This is a genomic window from Shewanella sp. Pdp11 (genome assembly GCF_002838165.1).
Lineage (GTDB): Bacteria > Pseudomonadota > Gammaproteobacteria > Enterobacterales > Shewanellaceae > Shewanella > Shewanella hafniensis.
This window is the reverse complement of the sequence record NZ_CP015194.1, coordinates 1,583,243-1,606,116: the sequence shown is the minus strand read 5'-3', so window position 1 is coordinate 1,606,116 and position 22,874 is coordinate 1,583,243. Positions and strand designations below refer to the sequence as shown.

The 22,874-nt window shown below is 45.9% G+C and carries 19 protein-coding genes; 6 read left to right on the top strand and 13 right to left on the bottom strand.

The annotated features are described in order from the left end of the window. Positions 1 to 54: 54 nt before the first annotated feature. Entirely contained in the window at positions 55 to 1,614 is a 1,560-nt protein-coding gene (locus tag AYJ58_RS07145) for an OmpA family protein (protein ID WP_157825768.1), read from the bottom strand. Positions 1,615 to 2,343: 729 nt separating this feature from the next. Between AYJ58_RS07145 and AYJ58_RS07140 the strand changes: the two genes are divergently transcribed. Next, positions 2,344 to 3,087, top strand: coding sequence for a DUF599 domain-containing protein (locus AYJ58_RS07140; protein ID WP_063883826.1), 744 nt, complete (start codon positions 2,344 to 2,346; stop codon positions 3,085 to 3,087). 93 nt (positions 3,088 to 3,180) lie between these two features. Continuing rightward, positions 3,181 to 3,357 carry a helix-turn-helix domain-containing protein gene (locus AYJ58_RS07135; RefSeq protein WP_063883827.1) on the top strand — a complete coding sequence of 59 codons (177 nt, stop codon included), beginning with the start codon at positions 3,181 to 3,183 and terminating at the stop codon, positions 3,355 to 3,357. A 330-nt stretch (positions 3,358 to 3,687) separates the two neighbouring features. Here AYJ58_RS07135 and cyaB read toward each other — a convergent pair whose 3' ends face one another. The 3 genes from cyaB to cydD all read right to left on the bottom strand — a co-directional run bounded on the left by cyaB (position 3,688) and on the right by cydD (position 8,069). Then, positions 3,688 to 4,275: a class IV adenylate cyclase gene (gene cyaB, locus AYJ58_RS07130; protein ID WP_106649560.1), complete on the bottom strand. Its 588-nt coding sequence runs from the start codon at positions 4,273 to 4,275 to the stop codon at positions 3,688 to 3,690. Positions 4,276 to 4,368: 93 nt separating this feature from the next. Beyond that, positions 4,369 to 6,120 carry a heme ABC transporter ATP-binding protein/permease CydC gene (gene cydC / locus AYJ58_RS07125; protein WP_106649559.1) on the bottom strand — a complete coding sequence of 584 codons (1,752 nt, stop codon included), beginning with the start codon at positions 6,118 to 6,120 and terminating at the stop codon, positions 4,369 to 4,371. Next, positions 6,117 to 8,069, bottom strand: a complete 1,953-nt coding sequence (gene cydD, locus AYJ58_RS07120) for a heme ABC transporter permease/ATP-binding protein CydD (protein ID WP_106649558.1) — start codon at positions 8,067 to 8,069, stop codon at positions 6,117 to 6,119. Before cydD ends, cydC begins: the two co-directional genes overlap by 4 nt. A gap of 279 nt (positions 8,070 to 8,348) precedes the next feature. Between cydD and AYJ58_RS07115 the strand changes: the two genes are divergently transcribed. Next, the gene (locus AYJ58_RS07115; RefSeq protein WP_106649557.1) at positions 8,349 to 8,867 is read left to right on the top strand and encodes a type II secretion system protein; all 519 of its coding nucleotides are present in this window, start codon (positions 8,349 to 8,351) and stop codon (positions 8,865 to 8,867) included. 111 nt (positions 8,868 to 8,978) lie between these two features. On the opposite strand, the gene AYJ58_RS07110 is transcribed toward AYJ58_RS07115, so the two are convergent. Further along, the gene (locus tag AYJ58_RS07110; protein ID WP_106649556.1) at positions 8,979 to 10,025 is read right to left on the bottom strand and encodes a DUF3626 domain-containing protein; all 1,047 of its coding nucleotides are present in this window, start codon (positions 10,023 to 10,025) and stop codon (positions 8,979 to 8,981) included. Between the two features lie 582 nt (positions 10,026 to 10,607). Here AYJ58_RS07110 and AYJ58_RS07105 point away from each other — a divergent pair. Then, complete coding sequence (locus AYJ58_RS07105; RefSeq protein WP_106649555.1) at positions 10,608 to 12,128, top strand: DEAD/DEAH box helicase; 1,521 nt, start codon at positions 10,608 to 10,610, stop codon at positions 12,126 to 12,128. Positions 12,129 to 12,328: 200 nt separating this feature from the next. Here the strand turns inward: AYJ58_RS07105 and AYJ58_RS22015 are convergent, their stop codons facing one another. From AYJ58_RS22015 to AYJ58_RS07065, 7 genes are all read right to left on the bottom strand, one after another. Further along, positions 12,329 to 12,586: a hypothetical protein gene (locus AYJ58_RS22015; RefSeq protein ID WP_232790872.1), complete on the bottom strand. Its 258-nt coding sequence runs from the start codon at positions 12,584 to 12,586 to the stop codon at positions 12,329 to 12,331. A 14-nt stretch (positions 12,587 to 12,600) separates the two neighbouring features. Then, positions 12,601 to 13,401, bottom strand: a complete 801-nt coding sequence (locus tag AYJ58_RS07100) for a hypothetical protein (RefSeq protein WP_232790871.1) — start codon at positions 13,399 to 13,401, stop codon at positions 12,601 to 12,603. A gap of 284 nt (positions 13,402 to 13,685) precedes the next feature. Beyond that, a complete protein-coding gene (gene dbpA / locus AYJ58_RS07095; RefSeq protein ID WP_106651764.1) occupies positions 13,686 to 15,062 on the bottom strand; it encodes an ATP-dependent RNA helicase DbpA in 1,377 nt (458 codons plus the stop codon). Between the two features lie 332 nt (positions 15,063 to 15,394). After that, entirely contained in the window at positions 15,395 to 16,282 is an 888-nt protein-coding gene (locus AYJ58_RS07090) for a pirin family protein (RefSeq protein ID WP_106649554.1), read from the bottom strand. 686 nt (positions 16,283 to 16,968) lie between these two features. Further along, entirely contained in the window at positions 16,969 to 17,568 is a 600-nt protein-coding gene (locus AYJ58_RS07080; protein ID WP_106649553.1) for a hypothetical protein, read from the bottom strand. Between the two features lie 729 nt (positions 17,569 to 18,297). Further along, a complete protein-coding gene (locus AYJ58_RS07075) occupies positions 18,298 to 18,564 on the bottom strand; it encodes a hypothetical protein (protein WP_106649552.1) in 267 nt (88 codons plus the stop codon). Positions 18,565 to 19,456: 892 nt separating this feature from the next. Further along, positions 19,457 to 19,660: a YheV family putative zinc ribbon protein gene (locus AYJ58_RS07065; protein ID WP_012088350.1), complete on the bottom strand. Its 204-nt coding sequence runs from the start codon at positions 19,658 to 19,660 to the stop codon at positions 19,457 to 19,459. 253 nt (positions 19,661 to 19,913) lie between these two features. On the opposite strand from AYJ58_RS07065, the gene AYJ58_RS07060 reads away from it, so the two are divergent. Both AYJ58_RS07060 and AYJ58_RS07055 read left to right on the top strand, forming a co-directional pair. Further along, on the top strand, positions 19,914 to 21,827 hold the full coding sequence (locus tag AYJ58_RS07060) for an ABC transporter ATP-binding protein (protein ID WP_106649551.1): 1,914 nt from the start codon (positions 19,914 to 19,916) through the stop codon (positions 21,825 to 21,827). Positions 21,828 to 21,881: 54 nt separating this feature from the next. After that, positions 21,882 to 22,343 (top strand): TIGR02444 family protein, encoded by a 462-nt coding sequence (locus tag AYJ58_RS07055; protein ID WP_106649550.1) that lies wholly within the window; start codon positions 21,882 to 21,884, stop codon positions 22,341 to 22,343. A gap of 77 nt (positions 22,344 to 22,420) precedes the next feature. On the opposite strand, the gene AYJ58_RS07050 is transcribed toward AYJ58_RS07055, so the two are convergent. Further along, a complete protein-coding gene (locus AYJ58_RS07050) occupies positions 22,421 to 22,831 on the bottom strand; it encodes a GFA family protein (protein WP_106649549.1) in 411 nt (136 codons plus the stop codon). Between the last annotated feature and the right edge of the window lie 43 nt (positions 22,832 to 22,874).

Sequence of the window (22,874 nt, the reverse complement as noted above, 5' to 3'; positions counted from 1 at the left end):
TACTCATTAAACAACATAGACACAAAATCCATTTCCCACTCCTAGGCGTATTACTTATAACAATTTAGGTTCAAAATCGGCTTCATAAACCGTTTTATTCTTTTCATAATACAACTTGCCAGCAATCGCGGTCGCAGAACGATCAATTGGCATTACAACATCCATACAGCGCACTGGAGAGTCTTTTTCTGTTGTAAAAACACGATATAACAAGCCTTTATCACCATAATAAGTTTCTACATGGCTAGTGAGCTGATAGTTAGGCGCATCTTTACTTGAACCTTTGTAGTTCTTCCAAATATTCACTTTAGGCGCAGAAACAGCCGTACCAGTGTCTTTAATGACAGCCACAGGGGTTAAGCCAATATAGTGACCATTCACTTTATTTACCCAAACGGTACCGTTCATGCCCGGTAAGTAATCAGCAGTGTTGTAGTCATTACGGTTGTAACTCTCACCCGTAGCTAAACTCTTCACATCACCAGTAACCCGAGGTCCTTCAACTGCGCAGTTTAAGCTCGAAACTTCAGATGCATAGGCCTTGCTGAACAATGCAAAACCGCTCTCTTTCTTAACACCCACTAACTGGGTGAAATTCGTCGATGGGTCGAGCATTTTTTTACCGCCAAAATCGACTAAGGCTTTTTGCAGCTTAACTGGCTCAAGCAATTTTACGATTTCCGACTGAGTCATTTGTATTTGAACGGGGTCGGAGGTAGATATACTCGGTTTGCTTGACTGAGTTGTAGGCTGCTTTACCACTTGAGTGGGTTTGACTGTGGCAACTTTATCCTGTGAGCGGCGAGACAAATAACTTATGTTAGTTTTCTGCTTATAAGAATAAGCCAGTAATTGATCAGGTTTACCATCGATCTCAATAATTTCTACTCGACGATTTTTTGCCTTGCCAGCATCATCGCTGTTAGCGGCAACAGGTTGTGATTCACCCGCACCTTGGAAGAATAATCGCTCTGTAGGAATACCTGCTTGATTAAATAGGGTAGCCACATAACGAGCTCTTGCCTCGCTGAGCTCTTGATTTAAGGCCTCTCCACCACTGGCATCGGTATGCCCTGTAATCAGGATATTCTGTTTTGAGTCTTTATAAATGGCGGCGAGTTTTTGAAACTTTTGCTTAGCTTTTGGCGTAGCCTCTGAAGATCCTGAAGTAAACATCACTTCACTATTGCTCGAAACAGTTGCAGCCATCCCTACAACTTGGTAATTAGCGTATTTATCTGAATCTTCCTTCGACATCGTTTGTTCGGTTGAGCTGATCAGTAAACTACTTTGCTGCTCATTGGATGCTTTCGAAGCGCTGATTGAAGTAAATTGAATATCAAGATTTTCTGTTTTCGCTAACTGTTCTAATGCTTCACGCTTTTGTTGGAAATCATAACCAACGGTACAACCAATCGCGGCACCAGCGGCACCGCCATACACCATTCCTTCTTTTCCACCTAAGTAGTTACCAATAAGCACACCCAAACCCGTGCCAATTGCACAGCCAATAACGGTTTCTTTATTGTCTTCGACAGATTGAGTAATAGCGCAACTACTAAGAGATAATACACCAGCAACGGCAAGCGATATGGATCTCAAATTTGACTTCATAGTCATCCCTAACCTTTTAAAAATTCAAAATTGAATTTTAGATGCAATAAATTAAGTAAGAATTAGAAGGAATTAACCCTAAAAAGTCAATCTAAAGTTGATACTGGTGTAAACGAAATATTAATTAAGACTGAAATTTATGAGCAACTTTATATCGAAGATATTTAAATTACTCAATTTAACACAATTTAACGCCATATATGGACGCTCCCAATGAGCCAAGACAATACTCTGCTCACCGAAGGCTTTTTGGCCTTAGTTTTCTGTTTAACTGCTTTACTCCTACCATTGTTATTGATGTGACTCATTACCGCTAAAAGCGGTTGTACTACCATATATACGGACTTAACAGTCTGGCTGCGCCCCTAATGAAATCCGTACCACTGCGCCTGTTAATGTGAAACACCCATGCGGATTAAGTTACCCTATCCTTGGCATGTTCGGCTTACACTGGTTGGACTGAGCCATTTATTCATCGTTTACAACAACCTTGGTGAGTATTCAATGTGCCCCAACACACTCTTATCACTCACTTACCTTACAAGAATTTTCCTCAAAACTGAGTATCACTCAGCGAGAGGCTTCAAACCAATGTGAGCGGCTTCAAATTGTTAATAGGATGGATTTCAAAGTGATACCAGGGGATTGCGCCTAAGAGATAAAAACCTTCATAATCGCACTCAATCAACCGATTTTTTACTTTCTCAACGTCACTTTCTCAAGGCAACTATGACATTTTCGCTATTAGATATTTCTGCATTGGTGTGGTTTATCGTTTCTTGGGCTGGCTATACCGCCTTTGCTCGTCGTAAGGCGAAAGATACCGACTGTATTGCCCGTGGTCTGCATAAGCATAGAATTTACTGGATGCTTGAGGTGATGACCCGCGGCGTGCGGGTGGGTGATGCGGCGCTGCTGGCCAACCTTGAGCGCAATATTGCCTTTTTCGCCTCAACAACCCTGTTTGTGCTTGCGGGGGTACTGACCTTATTTGCGCAAGTTGAACGACTAGAAAGTGTTATTGCCACCATTCCCTTCGCCACGCCACCGAATCATGCGTTGGTGCAAGTCAAACTCGCGCTGTTAGTCGGCATTTTTGTGATGGCCTTCTTCCAGTTTACTTGGTCGATGCGCCAATACGGTTTTGTGAACGTGATGATAGGCGCGGGTCCTTTAGACAGCGATGGCTCGAACGACAATCTCAAAGCCTACGCAAGACAGATGGCGACGGTACAAGATCAAGCGGCGCACTCCTATAACTATGGCTTACGCGCCTATTACTTTTCGATGGCGGTATTGTGCTGGTTTGTGCACCCGATACTGTTTATTTCGGCCAGCTTATTTGTGGTCGCGACCTTATATCGCCGCGAATTTAAGTCCCGCGCGGTTCAAGCTATTACAGCGGCAAAAGGCCATCTGCAAATAGAGAATCAAGTCCGGGAAGCGGCTCGTAACCACAAAATAGAGTCATAACCTTAGCGGTTTAGGTTGCAGGCGTCATCTGGGTTGAAATTATTGTTCTATACTCTTTGGGTTATGTTTCTATTGAAATACTGGGAGAGTGCTATGAGCGATAACTTATTAACCTTAGATGAAGTGTGCAAAATGTTAGATAAAACACCTGCGACCATCAAACGTTTCGCTCGGGAGAATTTACTCTCGAGTGTTCAAGAAGGTGACGAATTAAAATTCCCTGAAGCGGAAGTGAAACGCTATCTCGCCTTTTCACAACGCTTAGGCTAAAACGCATTAGGCAAGTCATGGCAAGTAAAGCGGGGTAACCGCTGCTTAAATCGTTTGATTTTAATTTTGAGTCTAAGTTTTTGAAAGTAGCTTGAATTTTAAAGGTGATGCTTAAGTTTAATGACAAGGCTTAAGTTTAAGCCGTCGATAACGAATGAAAACAACCTATGAATACAACATGGACAGTAAAACTCAAAGGGATTTGAACTAAGCCATTCCGGTTTGTTGCGAGGGATTGGTTAGCCGAATTTAGCGGTGCAAGCCATTAAACTTAAGCGATGAAATTTTAAGCTATTAAGCCTCAAGCTGTTAATCCAAAAGATTGAACCATTACTTATTATTTAAAGCCTGCTGCAACTGCCGATAGGATAACCACTCCCGCTGCGTTTCACTTAAGCCCAAATCGGCAGCGAGTTGTTGCAATTGAACTTCATACTTAGGCAACAGGGTTTCATCATTGGTCATAATCGCGAGTTCAGCAAAATCCCCTAAACCTTCTATATGATCAATTGTTAGATGAAATTCATCCAGAAAATAGATGCTGCGGCGCTTTTTAATTTCCAATACGCACTCATAACCTAAGGTCTGCAGCATACTTTTTGCCTTGGTCGCTTCGGTGATATTCACGGCTTCACAGCGGTCTTTTTCTGGCCCTTTCACTATCCACAGCATAATCCCCGATGGCTGCATCTCACGGATACACAAGCTCTTGTGCTCACCTTTAAGTGACGGTGATGGCAGATCAAAGTAACAGTCATGCTCAAGGTTATCTTCGAGCATGACCTCGGGATTTCTCATTTGTAAGGCAGCGAAAAAAGCGTGGCGATCCAATAAGCGGTATTTAAGCTCGACCTCAAATTGACCATTAAAATGAGCATTAATTTGTGGGGCTAACGCTTCGGGCATCGCAGAGTTCATCGATTTATATCCGCTTTTAATGGGTAAAAAATATCGCTATTTATCATATTGAACGTCAGAGACTTGAACGTTAAAGGCTTGAATACAGGAGGCTTAAGCGAGTCTTTGGTATAAGGCCTGATACTCTGCACTGTCTTCAATTAAGCTCTGGTGAGTGCCAGACACAATAATCTTACCCTGACCGAGTAGATGAATGTGATCCATCTTCGCCATAGCAGTTAAACGATGGCTAATCATCAGCAAGGTTTTATCCTGAGCAAATTCAAATAGTAAACTTAAAATCTCTCGCTCGGTGCGTTTATCAAGCCCTTCGGTTGGCTCATCGAGCAATAGCAGCGGCGCATCACGCAGCAGCGCTCTTGCAACCCCGATTCGGCGCTGCTCGCCACCCGAAAGCTGACGTCCACCTTCACCAATCCACATATCCAGCGGTTTATCACCCGTGAGTAAAGCGCCAAGTCCAACCCGCTGTAACACATCAATCAAGCGCGCGTCGTGGGCCGTGCGTTTCTCACCTTCGATAACAGGTAGCGCTAATACTAAATTTTCCCGCAAGGTGCCCGCAAACAGATAGATGCGTTGGCTAATCACAGTTATCGCATCCCTAAGGCCGCGCTCGCTGTAATCTGAAAGAGGAAGACCATCGAGCTTGATGTGCCCTTGCTGGGCTTGCCATTCGCGGGTAATCAGCGCCAGTAAGCTCGACTTACCGCAACCCGTTGGCCCAAGTAGCGCGACTTTTTGCCCCGCTTTAATCTCAAGGGACAAGCCTTGCAGCACGTGTTGATCGTCTCGATAACCAAAGTGGATATCTTCAATCTGCAATGCGCCAGATTTTGCCTTAAGGCCGATATCGGTAACAAATTGAATATCGGCCTCTTGTTCGGTGATTTCGTTAATCCGTGTCGCCGCCAATACACAGCCAGACAAATGCTGAAACGCGCCCGCAATCGGCATCATCATCTCAACGCAGGCCATAGTGGCAAACACCATAAGCGCAAACATTGGGCCTGGCGGCACAGCATCACCCACGCCTTGAGCGGCTAAATACAGCATCATGATCAAGGCTGAGCCGGTTGCGAGGATCAACATGGCTTGGCTGAGCGCTGTGATATTGGCCATCGCACTTTGGCTGCGAAACAGCTCTGTTTGCGCATCATTCAGTTTTTGCCTGAATCTGTCGTTGGCGCCAAATAGGCTGAGTTCGGCTTGGCCTTGCAACATATCCAATAATTGCACCCGATAATGGCGCTTGGTTTCGAGCATAGTTCGGCTCGGCGCGTGTCCAAGGCGATAAAATAGCAGTGGCATCACCAGCCAAACGGCGACTAAAAATAGGCAGAGACTCAGGGCCAACTTGGCATCGAACCAAGCAAGAAACAGATACAAGAGCCCAGTCATCAGCAGTGATGCCGCCATAGGCGTGAGCAGTCGCAGATATAGATGATCTAGGGTATCGATATCGGCCACTAAGCGATTGAGCATGTCGCCACGGCGTAGCCCCTGCAGATTTTTAGCACTGAGCGGCAAGAGTTTACGCCACGCCCAAACGCGAAGCTCAGTCAGCAACTTAAAGGTCGCCTCATGGGTCGCTAAACGCTCGCCATAACGACTGGCAGTACGGGCAATGGATAAGAAACGCACGCCGCCCGCAGGAGTAAAAAAGTTAAAGGACTGGGCCGTAACTATCGTCAAACCCGCGACCGCGGTAGCAGAAAGAAACCAGCCCGACAGTGACAGTAAACCTATGCCAGCCATTAAGGTAATAATGGTTAGCAGCAAGCCCACGGACATCATCAGCCATTGGCGTGAGAATAATCGAATAAAGGGGATTAGCACTTTCATTGGGCCTCTCCTTTAGTGGGCTCGGCGGCACTGTCGAGTAGAGCGCCACAATCAAGCTGCACATCACTGCCGCTGACCGATAACGATACAAGTTCAATATCCGCCACGGACTCAACATTTTCACGCAGTAAAGTTTGGAATAAGCCGTTTGTGTTAGACAAAGTGGTAAAGTTGCCCCGCTGTACTATCAAGCCTTTATCGAGCACAAGAATAGTATCCATTTGATCTAACTGATCTAATCTATGGGTCACCATAATGCACATCTTACCCGCCATGGCCCGATTTAACGCAGAACTAACCGCCTGCTCACTTTGGCTATCTAAACTGGCTGTGGGTTCATCGAGGACAAACAAACTCGCCTGCTGCCCAAGCGCCCTTGCTAAGGCAATACGTTGAGCTTGACCAACAGATAAACCGGAAGATTGCTCACCGACTGGCGCATCTAAACCCAGTGACTGCGCCTTAACGAAGTCGCTGATATTGGCCTCTGCCAGCAAGTGCCACAGTCTATCATCGGGCAGAGTGGGGTCGGCTAAAGCTACGTTATCCCGCACCGTGCCGTGGAATAACTGGGGTTCTTGGCCCAGCCAAGCTAAATGCTGTCGCCAATGGGCTAAATCTAATGCGGATAACTCATGACCATTGATCAGCAAATGGCCCTTGTAAGGTAAAAATCCCAATAAGGCATTGAGTAAACTGGTTTTCCCCGCGCCGCTTGGGCCAACTAAGGCTAAACGTTGATTGTCTTTTAATTCAAAACTCAGCGGGCCGAGTAAACGCGTGCCATCAACACTAAACACTTCAAGATTATCAGCACTCAGGGTTTCTATGCTATTGATAAGCACTTGGCCGACAAACTCAGGTTCAGGATGTTCGAGCAAGATAATCAAGGCTTCCGCGGCGCCGACGGCCTGCGCCTTAGCGTGGTAATGAGTCCCCATGTCGCGCAGCGGTTGATAAAACTCAGGGGCTAAAATCAGAATAAACAGCCCAGTAAATAGGCTAAATGGAATACCGACTATTTGAGGATCTGTACTTGAGCTGATATTGGCATGGGCGCCATAGTAGCCAAAATCTAAGTGACCTAAGTAACTGAAACCAAAATAAACCGCCAATACTGCAATCGATACCGCCGCAAAAAACTCTAAAACTGCCGAGCTTAAAAATGCCATGCGTAGCACCGACATAGTGCGGCTACGAAACTCTTCTGAAGCACTCGCGATCACCCTTAGCTCTGCATCACCACGGTAGAAGAGTTTCAAGGTGCTTAAGCCTTTTAATCTATCCATAAAGTGGCCGCTTAATCTTGCAAGCGCACTGAAATTTTTGCGATTGGCATCGGCAGCGCCCATGCCAACTAAGATCATAAACATAGGGATTAACGGCGCAGTGAGTAACAGGATTAAGCCTGCCGCCCAGTTAATCGGGAATACCGCCGCTAAAATGAGGATGGGAATAAAAGCAGCAAGACTGATTTGCGGAAGGTATCTGGCATAAAAGTCTTGTAAATCTTCGACTTGCTCTAACACTATGCTAGCCCAACTGCCTGCGGGTTTACCTTTAATAAACGCCGGACCTAGCTTAGTCAACTTGTCCATTACTGCCGCGCGGATATGACCACGTAGACGCTTACCCGCCTCAAAACTGGCGCGTTCACGTCCATAAGCCAGCAAGGCACGCAGTAACATCAAGGCAATTAACGCAATAAAATGAGGTGTATAGGTATCAATACTCACGCTGGAACTGACCATCTGGACATTGTCAGTGAGCGGCATGACTTGCCGCCCCATGATCACGCCATCGAGAATCGTCGCGATAATATAAGCCTGCGCCACCATAGCAACGGCGCTTATCATCCCAAGCCATAACGACAATTTAAGGAACAAGCCACAGGCTTTTTTCTGGGCTTTAAGCCAAACAAGCAGGGATTTTTCTAACGACTTATCCATGGTGCTCCAACAAGAAAACAATTAAGCGACTCGTAGCGAGGATCGGCTATCGATAACGACTCAGTTTACGGGGCTTGCAACGGCTAAAAAGTTCCGATAGGGGCGCAGTATCGCAGGCATCTAAAACAGATGAAACCCTATCACAGACTTTTGCTAGCGGACTCACAAAAACGAGCTAAAGATAAACAAATCCCTGAGTTAACGGAACTTTCCCTAGCACTAGCCTGTTTGGGGAAACTTAGGTAGCATGAACCTCTTTGTATTAATTATCTTCTACCTATGCCAAATAAACATGCCGGTTTTACCCTGATTGAACTCGTTGTGGTCATAATTATTCTAGGTGTATTGGCCGTAGTTGCTGCGCCTAAATTCATTAATATACAATCAGATGCCTATAAGAGTCAGCTATCTGGTGCACAGGCTTCGATGAAATCCGCCGTCACCTTGTTTAAAGCTAAGTCGGAAATTGCTAACAGCGGCACCACCAATCGAGTCGTTTACGACGGGATCCGTGGCGAAAACTACCAACCTTGGGCAGCCAGTGCCAGCGGTACAGCCCCAAGCGCCGATTACACTACGCCGCCAGAGATCTTTAAGGCTGCAGGGCTCAATGTCGATGAATGGTCCTATCGAATCCATACTACTGGCGGCACCTACCAAGTCATTGCCACACCGAAGCAAAAACTGAATCTTGACACGCCGACTCAAGCGCAAGTCGAAGCGACAAATTGTTATATCGACTATAAATGGGAGACAACGGGCGTCCCCACTTATAAAAAAGTCGACACAGGTTGCTAGACGACCTTAACGATAAGATATCTATAGAAAAACAGCGAGCTAACCTGAGGTTATCTCGCTGTTTTTTTAGCGTCACATTTTACAGCCAAACGATTTTTAAAAACTTAACCCTCACTGCACTGCGCCGTATTTCACTAACACATGCCAAAGTAACTTAAGTTCGTGGGCGACTTGGGCACGGTTACCGCGGTCGCGCCAATGCTGGGGTGAATGATATAAATCCCGCGCGGCCACACCTATGGCATGGGCATCGACTCTGTCTTCTATGGCGATACGATTAGCCAGCGATGGCATAGTTGGCCCGCGAAAATCGCTCGGGATCTGCGCCGTATGTAGGCTAAAACCATCATGATATTGCAGCTCTATATCATATCTGTCGCAAATTTTACTTAAGCTGGCGCCAATATCAGTGCCTTTAAAACTTGGATCGGCCACCAGCATGGCGATATCTTCATCGAGGGAAACATCACCGTGGATCTGCGCCTCGATATAATGATCGAGATTATTCGATAACGGCCGCTCGAAACGTGACAGCAAGGAAGCATTGAGCTGATGTCCCAAATAATGAATCACATTTAGCGGCTTAAAGTCAGATTTGCCTAAGGCATAGTGACGCTCAAAACTCTCGGTCAGCAGCGCCGCTAACACATCATCGAAACATGACAGTGTGCCCTTTTCTTTCGGATGGCGGTACGAGTCGAGATAACAAAAGCTTGAACGTGCCATCACGCTGGCGTGAGTCAGCAAATAGCAGCTACCAAAACGCGGCGCGGGGCCGTCCTGCCACATGCCTAGATCGAGTGCGCCATATTTAGGCCGAGATTTAGTGCCCTTATACACATCACCAAACAGCTGATTTTCCCAGTGATCCCTTGGGCCACCTAACTCAGGGGATAACTGACCGTTGGAAATATGGGTCTCAAACTGACTGCGGTATTGACCATCGCGCAGCAAACCTTCGGCTACTGTCATACCACGGCTGTCGATTCTATCGGGGTGAAAATGCAGCGCAATTCGGCCGCAGTTGAGCAATTGTTTGAGGGCGAGTTGCATCTCATGCATGGGGATGTTCGACATCTGCTGCACATTTTTAATCACAGCGACGGCCTGTTCACTGCGTCCTCGAGCAAGGCGTTCAATATGCTGTATCGCTGTCATAATCCACCTATAAATGAGAGGCGTTTAACCGTTTCCCGCGTTGGCTCATCCTAAAATAAACACGAGACTCATCGCAAGCATGCAGAGAATAGATATTGATGAATTCTACTCCTATCGCCTTGAGTTTATACCACTCAAATTAATCTAGCGTGATCTAGCGCTAACTCACTCTAATTTTGGATAAAAAGAGTCGACGAGTTAACTTTATACCGGCCTGTTTAGCTGATTGAATCAGCCTGATAACCATACTGTACATTTGGAGAATCCATTAGACTCAACCGCACACTAAAATCATAGTAAAAGTGCGCCCCCAAAGCCTCTCGCAAAACAAAACGATACTTTGCAGGATGCCGTTTCACCCTCAATAAGCTCAAACTCGGCTGAGGAAACTTGCGCCTAAAAGATAAGCGAGACTGAGTTAAAGCCGCTGACAAGCGATTTATGTGCCAATATGAATGAAACCCGCCGCAAAAGTCTTTATTCGATGGCACTTAGGCCCCCGATCCTGTAAGCTGCACGCCCGCCAGCAGACCTGGCTATTGACCATAAATGCAGCAAAGCGTTGCCACAAGAGACCAATCTATGAGTTTTACCTCCCTGGGCTTATCGGCCCCGATACTTAAAGCCGTTGCCGAACAAGGCTACGACACACCTTCGCCAATCCAAGCTCAAGCCATTCCAGCTGTGCTTCAAGGCAAAGATGTGATGGCGGCCGCCCAAACAGGAACAGGTAAAACAGCAGGTTTCACCCTACCTATGCTCGAACTCCTGAGTAAAGGTAACCGTGCCCAAGCAGGCCAAGTGCGCGCATTAGTGTTAACTCCGACACGCGAATTGGCAGCTCAGGTTGCAGAAAGTGTTGAAACCTATGGTAAGAATTTACCACTACGCTCAGCGGTAATATTTGGTGGTGTGCCCATCAATCCACAAATCGCGAAATTGCGCCACGGTGTCGACGTATTAGTCGCGACGCCGGGTCGATTGATGGATCTATATAATCAAAAAGCGGTAAAATTCAGCCAGCTTGAGATCTTAGTGTTAGATGAAGCCGACCGCATGCTCGACATGGGCTTTATCCGCGATATCCGTAAGATTTTGGCCATTTTACCTAAGCAACGCCAAAACCTGATGTTCTCAGCCACCTTCTCCGATGAAATTCGTGAACTGGCAAAAGGCTTAGTGAATAATCCGGTCGAAATTTCGGTTACGCCACGTAACGCGGCGGCGACCACAGTAAAACAATGGGTTTGCCCAGTCGATAAGAGCCAGAAATCGGCACTCTTGATCCAACTCATCAAGCAAAACGATTGGCAACAAGTGCTGGTATTCTCGCGCACTAAACATGGCGCTAACCGTCTGGCGAAAAGCCTTGAAGATGCGGGCATTAAAGCCGCAGCTATCCACGGTAACAAGAGCCAAACAGCGCGAACTAAAGCCTTGGCCGACTTTAAAAATGGCCAAGCTCGCGTACTGGTTGCGACCGATATCGCCGCCCGTGGTTTGGACATTGACCAATTGCCACAAGTGGTTAACTTCGACTTACCGAACGTGCCAGAAGATTATGTGCACCGCATCGGCCGTACTGGCCGCGCTGGCGCATCGGGTCAAGCCGTGTCACTGGTGAGCAACGAAGAAATCAAACTGCTGAACGATATCGAGCGCTTGATCAATCGCGTATTAGACCGAGAAATGGTTGAAGGCTTTAACCATGTATTGCCTGAGTCACGTTTAGGTGGCGGCGGAAAAAGCAGCGGTAAATCAGTACCAAGCCGTAGAAATACCCGCAGCTCAAACCAACCTAGCTCACGCGATGGCACCCCAAGAAGCGCCGAGCATAAAGATGGTCAACGCAGCGGTGACGTCGCGCGCGGCCACAAGCCAAACGACAAAAATCCAAGACACAGCGCCGATGCCAAACCACGTCCACCACGTTCAAACGATGGTCGAGCTAATAACGCAGGCGCTAGTCGTCCAAGTGAAAGCCGTTCAGGTGCTGGCGAAAATCGTGGCCAAGCAGGTGAGAATCCTTACGCCAATGGCCCAAAGAAAAACACCCGTCGCCCAAATCACGGTGCGAGTCGTCCAAGACATTCACAGGATTAATGCACCCGCTGAGCCAACTCGCTTGGCGATTTAGCCGCATTAAGCCCTAAAAAAACGCCCAACTCCGTCAGGAATTGGGCGTTTTTGTTTGTCTTTATTTATTGATGCTTAGCGCATTATCCACACATTGATCAATAACTCGCTTGAACAATCGCTACTTTAAACAACAGCCTAAAAAAAACTTTAAACAGCAACCTAGGTTAATTCGCCTTAATATCGGGCAACTGCTGCAGGACTTCATCCGTAAAATAGGGTTCATCTTCAACCCAAAAAATATAGTCTAGCCCTAGGTAGTTTTGTGCAAAATCCAGCAAGTCAGGCACAGTATTCTTTTTACCTGTTTTGGGATTAATCTGCCGCAAATTACCGTCTTGCACCGCCATGCCTTTTACTAATGCCGCTGGATATTCTTTAATAAAAGCATAACTTTGTGCCATGTGGCTTTTACGATATGGCATTAAATCTGGGCCACCTACCCCCATATTGAGCGCTTTGGCTTGCGCAAACAAACCTCGCATATAGCCTTTGTCATTCCATGGCAGCCATTCGTCTGGTAAAAGTTCAAATACACCATAGCGGTTGAATGCTGAAATGACTCAGCTAATACTTGCATGTTTTCGCCAATCGCATCGATATAGGCTTTAGGATTAAAATCACTGGGGAACGTCGTTGTTCCATCGGCGTTTTCAGTCCCCACATCAATTGAGCTTTCACTAAAGTTAATGCCCGCAATTTTCCCATCAAACTCTTGACCTAGCTGGCGCACCAATTGCTGATAACGCGCACGTACTGCAGGCTCCCACATTTTGGCAGACCAGCCATACTCATCATCCGTCACAGGTTTATTAGGATCACGCTCTGGCGCGCTCAGCATGCTTTGCTTCAACACACCGCCTTGATAAATCGGAGCATCGAGCAAATACTGAGGCACGTTAAACCTCGGCGTAAAGGATTTCTCTTGCAACTGGATCCACAATTTTTTGCCTATCGAATCGAGATACGCAATATCGGCCCTAATCGCGCTGAAATCATATTCGCCCAGCTTAGGCTCTAAACTGCGCCAAGTATAAACAATCTGCGCACCGCCAAAACGGGGATCGCGCAGCGCCTTGTCGGCACGAATGTTTTCTCCGTTTTCCTCACGATGATTAATATAAATGAAGTGTTGTAACGGTTGAGACGCTGGCTGTGACTCTAGCTGCAACTCTGGCTGAATTGATGCAGCGCTCGTTGCGCTCAAAAAGAGGCTTAGTAAAATAGTCCATCGAAACATAAATACTCCAAACCGATGCAGGCCTTAGCACCTGACAAAGTCGTTAATCTGCTCATTTATTTTTACCCTGAATCACTTCTACCACAGGCAAGCTGAGGGGCATATCAATTCAGCAGACAAATACAAAGTGTTACTTAACCCCCGCCAGAATTAACATTTACAAAACAAACAGACTCAGTCACTGCATTAATCACCCAATAAAAAAGGGAATAAACTTGAGTTTATTCCCTTTAAAAATAGAGCGAATTAAATCGAGGTACGATTCAACTCAAGCTAAGCCAAGCTTACTTCATTGGCCAAGCGCGGTAAGATTTCCCTTTAATGCGGCCGCCAGTAATTTTGTTCAGCGCTTTCTTGGCAACCTTACGATTAACGGCCACATAGGCGCGGTAATCGGTCACTTGGATTTTACCCACCTGCGAGCCTTCGATACCGTTTTCGCCCGTCAGCGCGCCTAAGATATCCCCTGGACGCAGTTTTTCTTTCTTACCGCCATCGATCTGCAAAGTGATCATGGTTGGCGCTGCAGGCGTGTTGCCGAGCAGGCTTTCAGATGGCAGTGATTCGCTGGTAATTTCGCGCTCTAAATACTCTTCTAACAAGGCAATCTTGTAACCGTCTTGGTCGTTATAGAAGGTATAAGCGGCGCCTTTACTGCCCGCACGGCCAGTACGACCGATACGGTGAATGTGCACTTCGGTGTCGTAGGCGACGTGATAGTTAAACACGGCATCCAGCGCATCGATATCTAAACCACGGGCGGCAACGTCGGTCGCCACCAATACGCAGGCACTCTTGTTAGCAAATTGCAGCAGGGTTTCGTCCCTGTCTCTTTGCTCTAAATCACCGTGCAGGGCCAATACGCTAAAGCCTAAACCTTCAAGCTCATCGGCCACTTTTTGGGTTTCGCGTTTCGTGTTACAAAACACTACTGCGCTTTCAGGCTTATGTTCTAACAACAATAATTGCAGCGCTTGCATACGCGCCTTGTCATCGTCTAAGCGATAAAAATGCTGGGCTATGCTTAAACTGTCGTGATTACCTTCCACTTTAACCATGCTTGGGTCATACATGATTTGCTTAGCAATCGATTGAATTTGCTCTGGGAACGTCGCGCTGAATAGCAGCGTCTGACGCTCACGTGGCGCTTGTTCGATAATCGCATCGAGGGCGGGTTGGAAACCCATTTCTAACATGCGATCGGCTTCATCGAGCACTAACATGTTGAGATTGCTTAAATCTAAGCGATTGCGATCTAAGTGATCGACGATACGACCCGGCGTACCCACAATAATGTGCGCGCCGTGTTCCAGCGAGCCAACCTGCGGCCCCATAGGCACGCCGCCGCAAAGTGTCAGTACTTTAACGTTATGAATACCACGGGCAAGGGTACGGATTTCCTGCGCCACTTGGTCGGCCAACTCGCGGGTTGGGCATAACACTAAGGTTTGAATGCGAAAGCGTTTAACGTCTAACTTGTTCAGTAATCCTAAGCCGAAGGCGGCCGTTTTACCCGAGCCAGTTTTACCCTGACCTATCACATCCTGCCCCGCTAAAATGGGTGGCAAACTTTGCGCCTGAATTGGCGTCATCTCGTTGTAGCCCATAGAAGAAAGGTTCTCAAGCAGTTCGGGTTTTAGCTTAAGAGTCGAAAAAGCCATTGATGGATTAGGCTTAGTATCAGAGTTGCTCAAGGTGAATATCCTGTGGTGGGTAACGAAGCGGCTGCTAGGTTACTGAAATTGCGTTACTTATCGATTTAACTGGTCTATCAAGATTCTGGCTAGCTTGAGTTAAGAATAAAGCGCTATGCTCGCTCAACCCAAAAGCACGGCTATTGTAGCAACAAAGCGCAGCTTTTGCCTCAAGTCCTTAAGCAATAGACATAGCTGGAGTGAACAGCAACAAAAAGCCCTGTAGGAATACAGGGCTTAGGGCTAACTTAGATTTAGGTTTGGGTTTAGAATTCGCTCAGCGCGGCTGATTTAACAAATTACGCGATTTGGCCGAAACGCCCTTCTTGATAATCGCGAATCGCCTGCTGAATTTCCGCTTGGGTGTTCATTACAAATGGACCCATCTGGACGATTTTTTCACGGATAGGTTTCCCCGCAAACAGTAACATCCCAGCGCCGCGCTCATCGGCTTTAAGCATAAGCACACTTTGGCTATCGATCACTAAAAACTCGCCCTGATGATGTTGATTTGAAGCAGATGACCACTGCGAATCTTCGCCTTTACTCGAATCGCTTTTATATAAGTCACCTTGGTACAAGTACAAGGCGACAAACTCGTGTTGAGACAAATCCAACTTGGCCTCAGCATTTGGCGCTAGGCTCAAATCAGCAATGGCAGCTTCGCCCGCCAATCCTTGGATAGCCGCACTAATCAGCGGTTGATCTTTAAAGCCCCAATCACCCGCTAAGGCTTTTAAGCTAGCACCCGTGTCATTGGCCACTTCAACGCTCGCGCTACCCGCAGTATCTTGATACTTCGCTGGACGCAGCTTGTCTTTGGCGGGCATGTTGACCCAAATTTGGAATCCATGCAGACCATCGACAGCATCGGCCAGCGGCATTTCAGAGTGCACTACACCGAACCCGGTACTCATCCACTGCACATCGCCGGCACGAATCGCCTTCACATTACCCATTTGGTCGCGATGCTCAAAACCGCCCTTACGAATGTAAGTGAAGGTCTCCATCCCGCGATGGGGATGTGCGGGGAAGCCGCCAATAAAATCTTGTTCATCATCGGATTTTATTTCGTCGATCATCAAGAAAGGATCAAATTTAGTCGTCACAAAATCGGCGACACGGCGAATATTGACCCCATCGCCATCCATCGCGGCTTTGGCGGAAAACTGACTTAATACTTTCATTGCTGTTCTCCTATCGGTTGAGCAAAGCGATACGTGAAACGCCAAGACCGTACGGCTAACACAAGACGCAAACGCTTTGCTGATGGAAGCAGAATAACAAGGAAGTTTACAAAAGAATAACGCGAAATCACGCTTGGATTTTTCGAAAAAGTAGAATGGTTGAAGATTGAGCACAAGGCGTTCTAGCTAGCCTAAACGAGACTGATCACTTAAGCGTTTTGAAAGAAAAACTGAATAACGTTTGATCACTGGTTCAGAGGTAATTGCCATTATCTCCCCAGTGACACGCCGTAAACTCTTCCATGAGGGCTCGACGGCGACATCCATGTCGCCAACGGTCACTGATGCCCCAATGGCAATTCTCACACCCGATACAACTGTTTTGTCATCTAAAAATGGAGCATAACCTTGTCAGATAATTTATCTCTATATTAGCCAGATTCGGATTAGCTATTCTATTAATAACGCCTCTTTCGACTACAAACCAATCAACGCTTGATATAACTAGTCAGAATGGGCGTAACAGGAACATGAATCAGTTCTCTAGAGATTTGATTCATCTTAAGGGAAAAAACCGCCCCAGAATAGCCGCAAACAGGGCAATAGGACGGGGTTTAGCGGCTGACGTGAATCAGTCTGGTGTAGAGTGATTCACAGGCTTATTTTTGGATAGAAATCAATCTCATCTATTCTATAAGATCACTGATAAATTTAGTTGTAAATTCATCAGAGTTTTTCTTTTTCCTTGCCCGGACATAGCCGACATAACACACTTGAATATAAGTCGTAAAACCATGTTTAAGTGCGATTTTTTCTATAGACTTTAAAAGTTCTTTATTTATACAGTCGAGTTGAACCTCATGCATAGATAGCATTCTGAGATATTTATCTTTATTGTCAGAATGTGAGGCCATGGAAGCACTCTTAGATTTAAGAATGACCCCATACAGATCTTCTAAATCAATCGCCAGCACAGGAAAAATAGGAGCTATGTCATCAATAGATTTCTTAAAATCTTCCCTAACTGATTCTGGCTCAAGAAAATGACGATTGATTATGCCTTTTCTGATGGACTCATACTCAGTCCAGTCTCCTTTATAGTCTTTCATTTTTTCAGTCGCCAATATTACGGTGGCTAACTGTCTTTGTACCCTGATTAGTTTTGTCAGGAGGTTTCCGATCAATTTTTTTCGATCAGACATGTCTTTTAAATTGGCGCTAAGGGTTGTTAAAGCCCACCCAAGAAGCACCCCAATTAAAGGTAATATAAATTTTTCATAATCCATTACTTGTTCTCATAATCAGAATTCAGCGCAAAACTCCAAGATTGTATACATGAATCGCTTTGGGAGAAAGCGAGCTAGATTCCTAATATTAGGATTAAAATGTCTATGGATTAACTCTTAGTGTTGCAACCCTCTAAAAGCAGAACGACAAAGCGAAGCCATTTTGTGGGCATAGTTTAAGCAATTGTTAGATACTTTTTGCCAACATACTAATAGCGTTTGAGAAACTGACTCCTAAGCCTACTCTTGATATTTCAATTCGCTCATTTAATCCAGTATCGCTTGTGAAGTTAATATCTTCGTAAAGAGCTATTGGCAATTCGCGATTGCCTTTGAAACGTTTATCTGGACCGCAGACTTGTTGACATACTTCCAAGTTTTATCTATCACCTTAGTTTATAGATGAGATCTTGTATGGTAGCTCATTAATCTATTTGTGAGACACAAAGGGGGTTGCGGGTTAACCCGAAGCCAACGCAAACAGACGGGTATTGGCGCGTGAATCAGACTGTCCTAGAGTTATTCACGAGCAAAATTTTGGGTTAAAACCGATGAAAAGCACAAAATACTAACCTACTTATTTTCAATAAAAAACCTTACCCGCTCAATAGACTCATCGCATTTCAATTTAATGCGATGATTAAGGGGCCAATGTGCCCATTACATCTATAGATGTAAAATCACTCTCGACCAGTATGTGACAAAACTATTACTTCAAATTTTAAGTTATTATTCATTAACATCTCGCTGGCAGTGCGGGCAGACTTTAGCTTCTTTTAATATTTTTTCTGCACAAAACTGGCAAGCTTTGCGGTTATGATTATCTTGAATCAATACGAAAAGAAGCCCTAGCGGACCTAAAGCTATCCCGTTAATAAAAGCGAGAAACGGAAAACCCCTTTGCACGCCTATATATGTGGCAATCAAGGTACTGATCAGCCATATAATAAAAATTATGTGACTATTTTGAACAAAAATAATGGCAACTTCATTCATTTGGTTTAACACCTTTTAGTTTTCTGTAGGGTATAACATTTGCTTAAGAGGTAAGCTATAGCTCCTACCCACCGCATGCGCGCTAACTTGTGAGCGCCGCAGTTGAAGCAGGCCTTGAAACAGTCTTTCTTATTTGTTTAGTATTAAATGTAACTTTTTTGTAAAAGCAATCAGTATGATATCCTAAAAATTGTAATTGATACAAAGTAAGGCAAAGTTTGTTGTGTTGCTTAAAATAACCAAACAGATGAGCACTGTTTAGTACTTAAAACTTTGCAAAACCAAAGTGAATAAGAAGTGATTTTTACCCCGTGAATCAGACTAGGCAAGTCTGGTTCACTGTAACGGTGTTTGCAATCCCTCACGGTCAGGTCTTACTTTTTAGTATCTATTACTTTTTGTATCTCTAGCTATCAGACAACAAAGGACTAATCTTTGAGCCGTTGAGGCAATAGCTTTTTAGCTAAACGAACATCGATAGGGTTAGTTAAGATTGGCATTGTTGCAACAGTGACCGTTGGCGACATGGATGTCGCCGTCGAGCCTATAGGGATATATTTACGGCGAGTCACTGGGGAAGCAATGACAATTCATCCAACCACCTGACGACAAAGTTATCTTGCTTTGGGGCATGAGCTTTTTAGGACAGGCTGAGATATAGAGAACATTCCCAAGATTGGCATTATTGCACCAGTGAAAGTTGACGACACAGATATTACCATCGAGCCTATAGGGATACTTTTTAAATTAAAGGGCGGCGAGTCACTGAGGAAACAATGACAATTCATGCTGCACAACTGACGATACCGTTATCTTGAATGGTTAGCCAAGCTTTAGAATGTGACCGAAAATATGGTCACATTCAGATTCTCACTTGAATTGAATCTTCAACCTAATCCGGCTTAAACACGCCGATCACAGCACCGGTGGCTTTTTCTGTCACCTTTTCATCGGTTTGCTGTTCACGGTAGTCACACTCTGTGCATTCAACGGTTTCGATGCCGTTTTCCTTGTAGAGTAAAATGCTGTCTTTGGCGCTGCATTTTGGGCACTTAGCACCGGCTACGAAACGCTTTTTGATTTTAGTGTTTGTCATAATAGATAAAGGACCAGATAGCAGGGCCAAGGGACTCGGCCGAAGAAATTGGCGCTATTTTGCCACACTGATGATTGAATGCCAGTGTTACCTGAAAGTATGAGGCCTTAAGCCAATGTGATGCGATTCGCTCAAGATCGTCCTGAAAAGTCGAATAATTGTCCTAGTTATCGGGTCAGGCTGTGGTTTGAAACTGGGTTGTACGCTATTATCTGTGCCCTGACGAATTCACGTTCTAACCAAGTTGTAGTCAATGATCAGCATCAACCAAGCGCAATTAATCCGTGGCAGCAAAACCCTGCTAGATGAGACCTCTCTCACGATTTATCCCGGCCATAAGGTCGGTTTAGTCGGTGCTAACGGCACAGGCAAATCTTCACTGCTCGCATTAATTTTAGGTCACTTAAGCCTAGATAAAGGTGAATTTAGTCTGCCTTCTGGCTGGCAAATTGCCACTGTGGCCCAAGAAACCCCTGCGCTCGACGTCTCGGCACTGGAATATGTGATCGATGGCGATAGCGAATATCGTCAATTAGAAGCCCTATTACACAAGGCCCAAGAAGATAACGACGGCAATGCCATCGCACTCTTACACGGCAAAATCGACGCTATCGGTGGTTATGCGATTCATTCGCGCGCGGGTTCATTGTTAGCGGGTCTGGGCTTTAGTGAAGCCGAGCAAAGCAATCCGGTGAAAAGCTTTTCGGGCGGTTGGCGTATGCGCCTCAACTTAGCCCAAGCGCTACTGTGCCGCTCTGACTTATTGCTCCTCGACGAACCGACCAACCACTTAGACTTAGATACAATGTATTGGCTCGAAGGTTGGATTAAGTCCTATCAAGGCACGCTGATTTTAATCAGCCATGATAGGGACTTTATCGATGAAATCGTTGATGAAATCGTCCACGTTGAAAATCAAAAACTCAATTTCTACAAAGGCAATTACAGTGCCTTTGAGCGCATTCGTGCCGAACGTATGTCGCAGCAACAGGTTGCCTTCGAGCGTCAACAAAAAGAACGTGCGCATATGCAGTCCTTCGTTGACCGTTTCCGTTACAAGGCAAGTAAAGCCAAACAAGCGCAGAGCCGCTTAAAGGCATTAGAGCGCATGACTGAGTTGTTGCCGTCTCAAGCCGACAGCCCATTTTATATGGAGTTTCGGGCTCCTGAAGCCCTACCCAATCCGCTGATTAAGATGGAGCAAGTCGCAATAGGCTATGGCGATAAGCCAATCCTGAGCAAGGTGCATTTAAACTTAGTGCCGGGTGCGCGCATTGGTTTACTCGGCCGTAACGGCGCAGGTAAATCGACATTAATCAAGCTGTTATCAGGTCAATTATCGCCAATGACAGGTTTGTATGAACCTAATCCTGGCGTCAATATTGGTTACTTTGCTCAGCATCAAATCGAATTTTTACGCCTCGACGATACGCCTATGCAGCATTTAGTGCGTCTTGCGCCCAATGCCCGCGAACAAGAGTTGCGTAACTTCTTAGGCGGTTTTGGTTTTAACGGCGATATGGCGCTCTCACCTGTGCGACCCTTTTCCGGCGGCGAGAAAGCCCGTTTAGTGTTGGCGCTATTAGTGTGGCAACGCCCTAACCTATTGCTGCTCGATGAACCCACCAACCATTTAGACTTAGAGATGCGCCACGCCCTAACGATGGCATTGCAAACCTTTGAAGGTGCTATGGTTGTCGTCTCGCATGATAGGCATTTACTGCGTTTAACCTGTAGTGATTATTATCTGGTGGATCAAGGTGAAGTGCGCGCCTTCGACGGTGACTTAGACGATTATCACCAATGGTTGCTCGATGCGGCGAAAGCCAACTCGAATCAAAACAGCACCAGTGACGAGATCAAACCTGCCGCTGATAAAAAGCAGCAAAAACGCCTCGAAGCAGAGATCCGCCAAAAGGTATCGCCGCTCAAGCGTAAACAAACTAAGTTAGAAACCGAACAGCAAAAGCTGAGCGAACGCCTCGCCGAGCTTGAACACTTGCTGGCCGATAGCGAATTGTATGATCAAGATAACAAAGCCAAGCTGACCTCGGTACTAACCGAGCGAACGAGCTTGACGCAAACCTTAGAAGACAGTGAAATGCAATGGCTCGAGTTGCAAGAAGAGATAGATGCAATGGAACTTGAGGTCATGGAGCAACAATAACTCCAGCATTCTTTTAAATAAAAGTCAGTAGCAGCGGCAATACAAGGAAATAGTATGGCGGTTTTAACCCAGTTCGACAGTCAACTCTGGCAATGGTGTGATATGAGCTATGCGCAAAACAAAGCGCTCTGCCTCGAATTGCAAAATAGCTGTCAGGTGAACGTCAATCTACTGCTACTGGCACAATATTTAGATATCACTATGGATGTGTCTGGGCCGCAGCAATACAGCACAAAACAATGGCAAACGCTGATGAGCGCCGTGAGTGGATGGGATGAAAGATTTCTCATGCCCTACCGCAAATTACGTAAACTCGCTAAGTCCAGCCTGAATGAGCAAGAGTATCAGCAGATGCTCGCCGTTGAGCTGATGATGGAACGTAAAGCGCAGCGAACCATCTTGAATAAACTCAATGAACTCAGCCCAAGCGGCCAAGCAACAAATCTCGTGAGCTACTTAAGCCTGTTTGGACTCAGTGACATTGACGCCAACGAAATCGGCTTAATCGCCCCCTGATCTAATCCAAACAAATCACGTTAAATCAAGCACCGCAAAATTAGCTCGATCAAATCAACTCAGTGATCATCAAATCGCTAACGGCTGCGTGCTTGTGGATAGCGTTGACAGTTATCCTCAATCACCAACCAGTTCAGCTGACTCTCAGTGTAAATATGGTACTTGGGCTGAACTTGGTTAGCGTCGTCCAGACTCGCTATGCTCAAGGTCGAGTAATCGGGATATTGAAGATGTCGGTAAGTTAATGATGTACCGCATTTATCACAAAATCCACGGCGAATAAGCTCGGACGATGCGAACTCAGTCACCTGACCTTTAAGCCAAATAACTTGCGTTATCTTGAAGTCCATCCAAGCCCCAAATGCAGATCCCGTGCTTTTTTGGCACGAACGGCAGTGGCAATAATCCGCATCAAAGGGTTCACCTTCAATCTGATAACGAATCGCCCCGCACAAGCAGCCACCTTCCCGTAATATGTTTTCAGACATTCACACCCCATCAAGCTTTATCAAGCTAAGCTGCATTTTGATA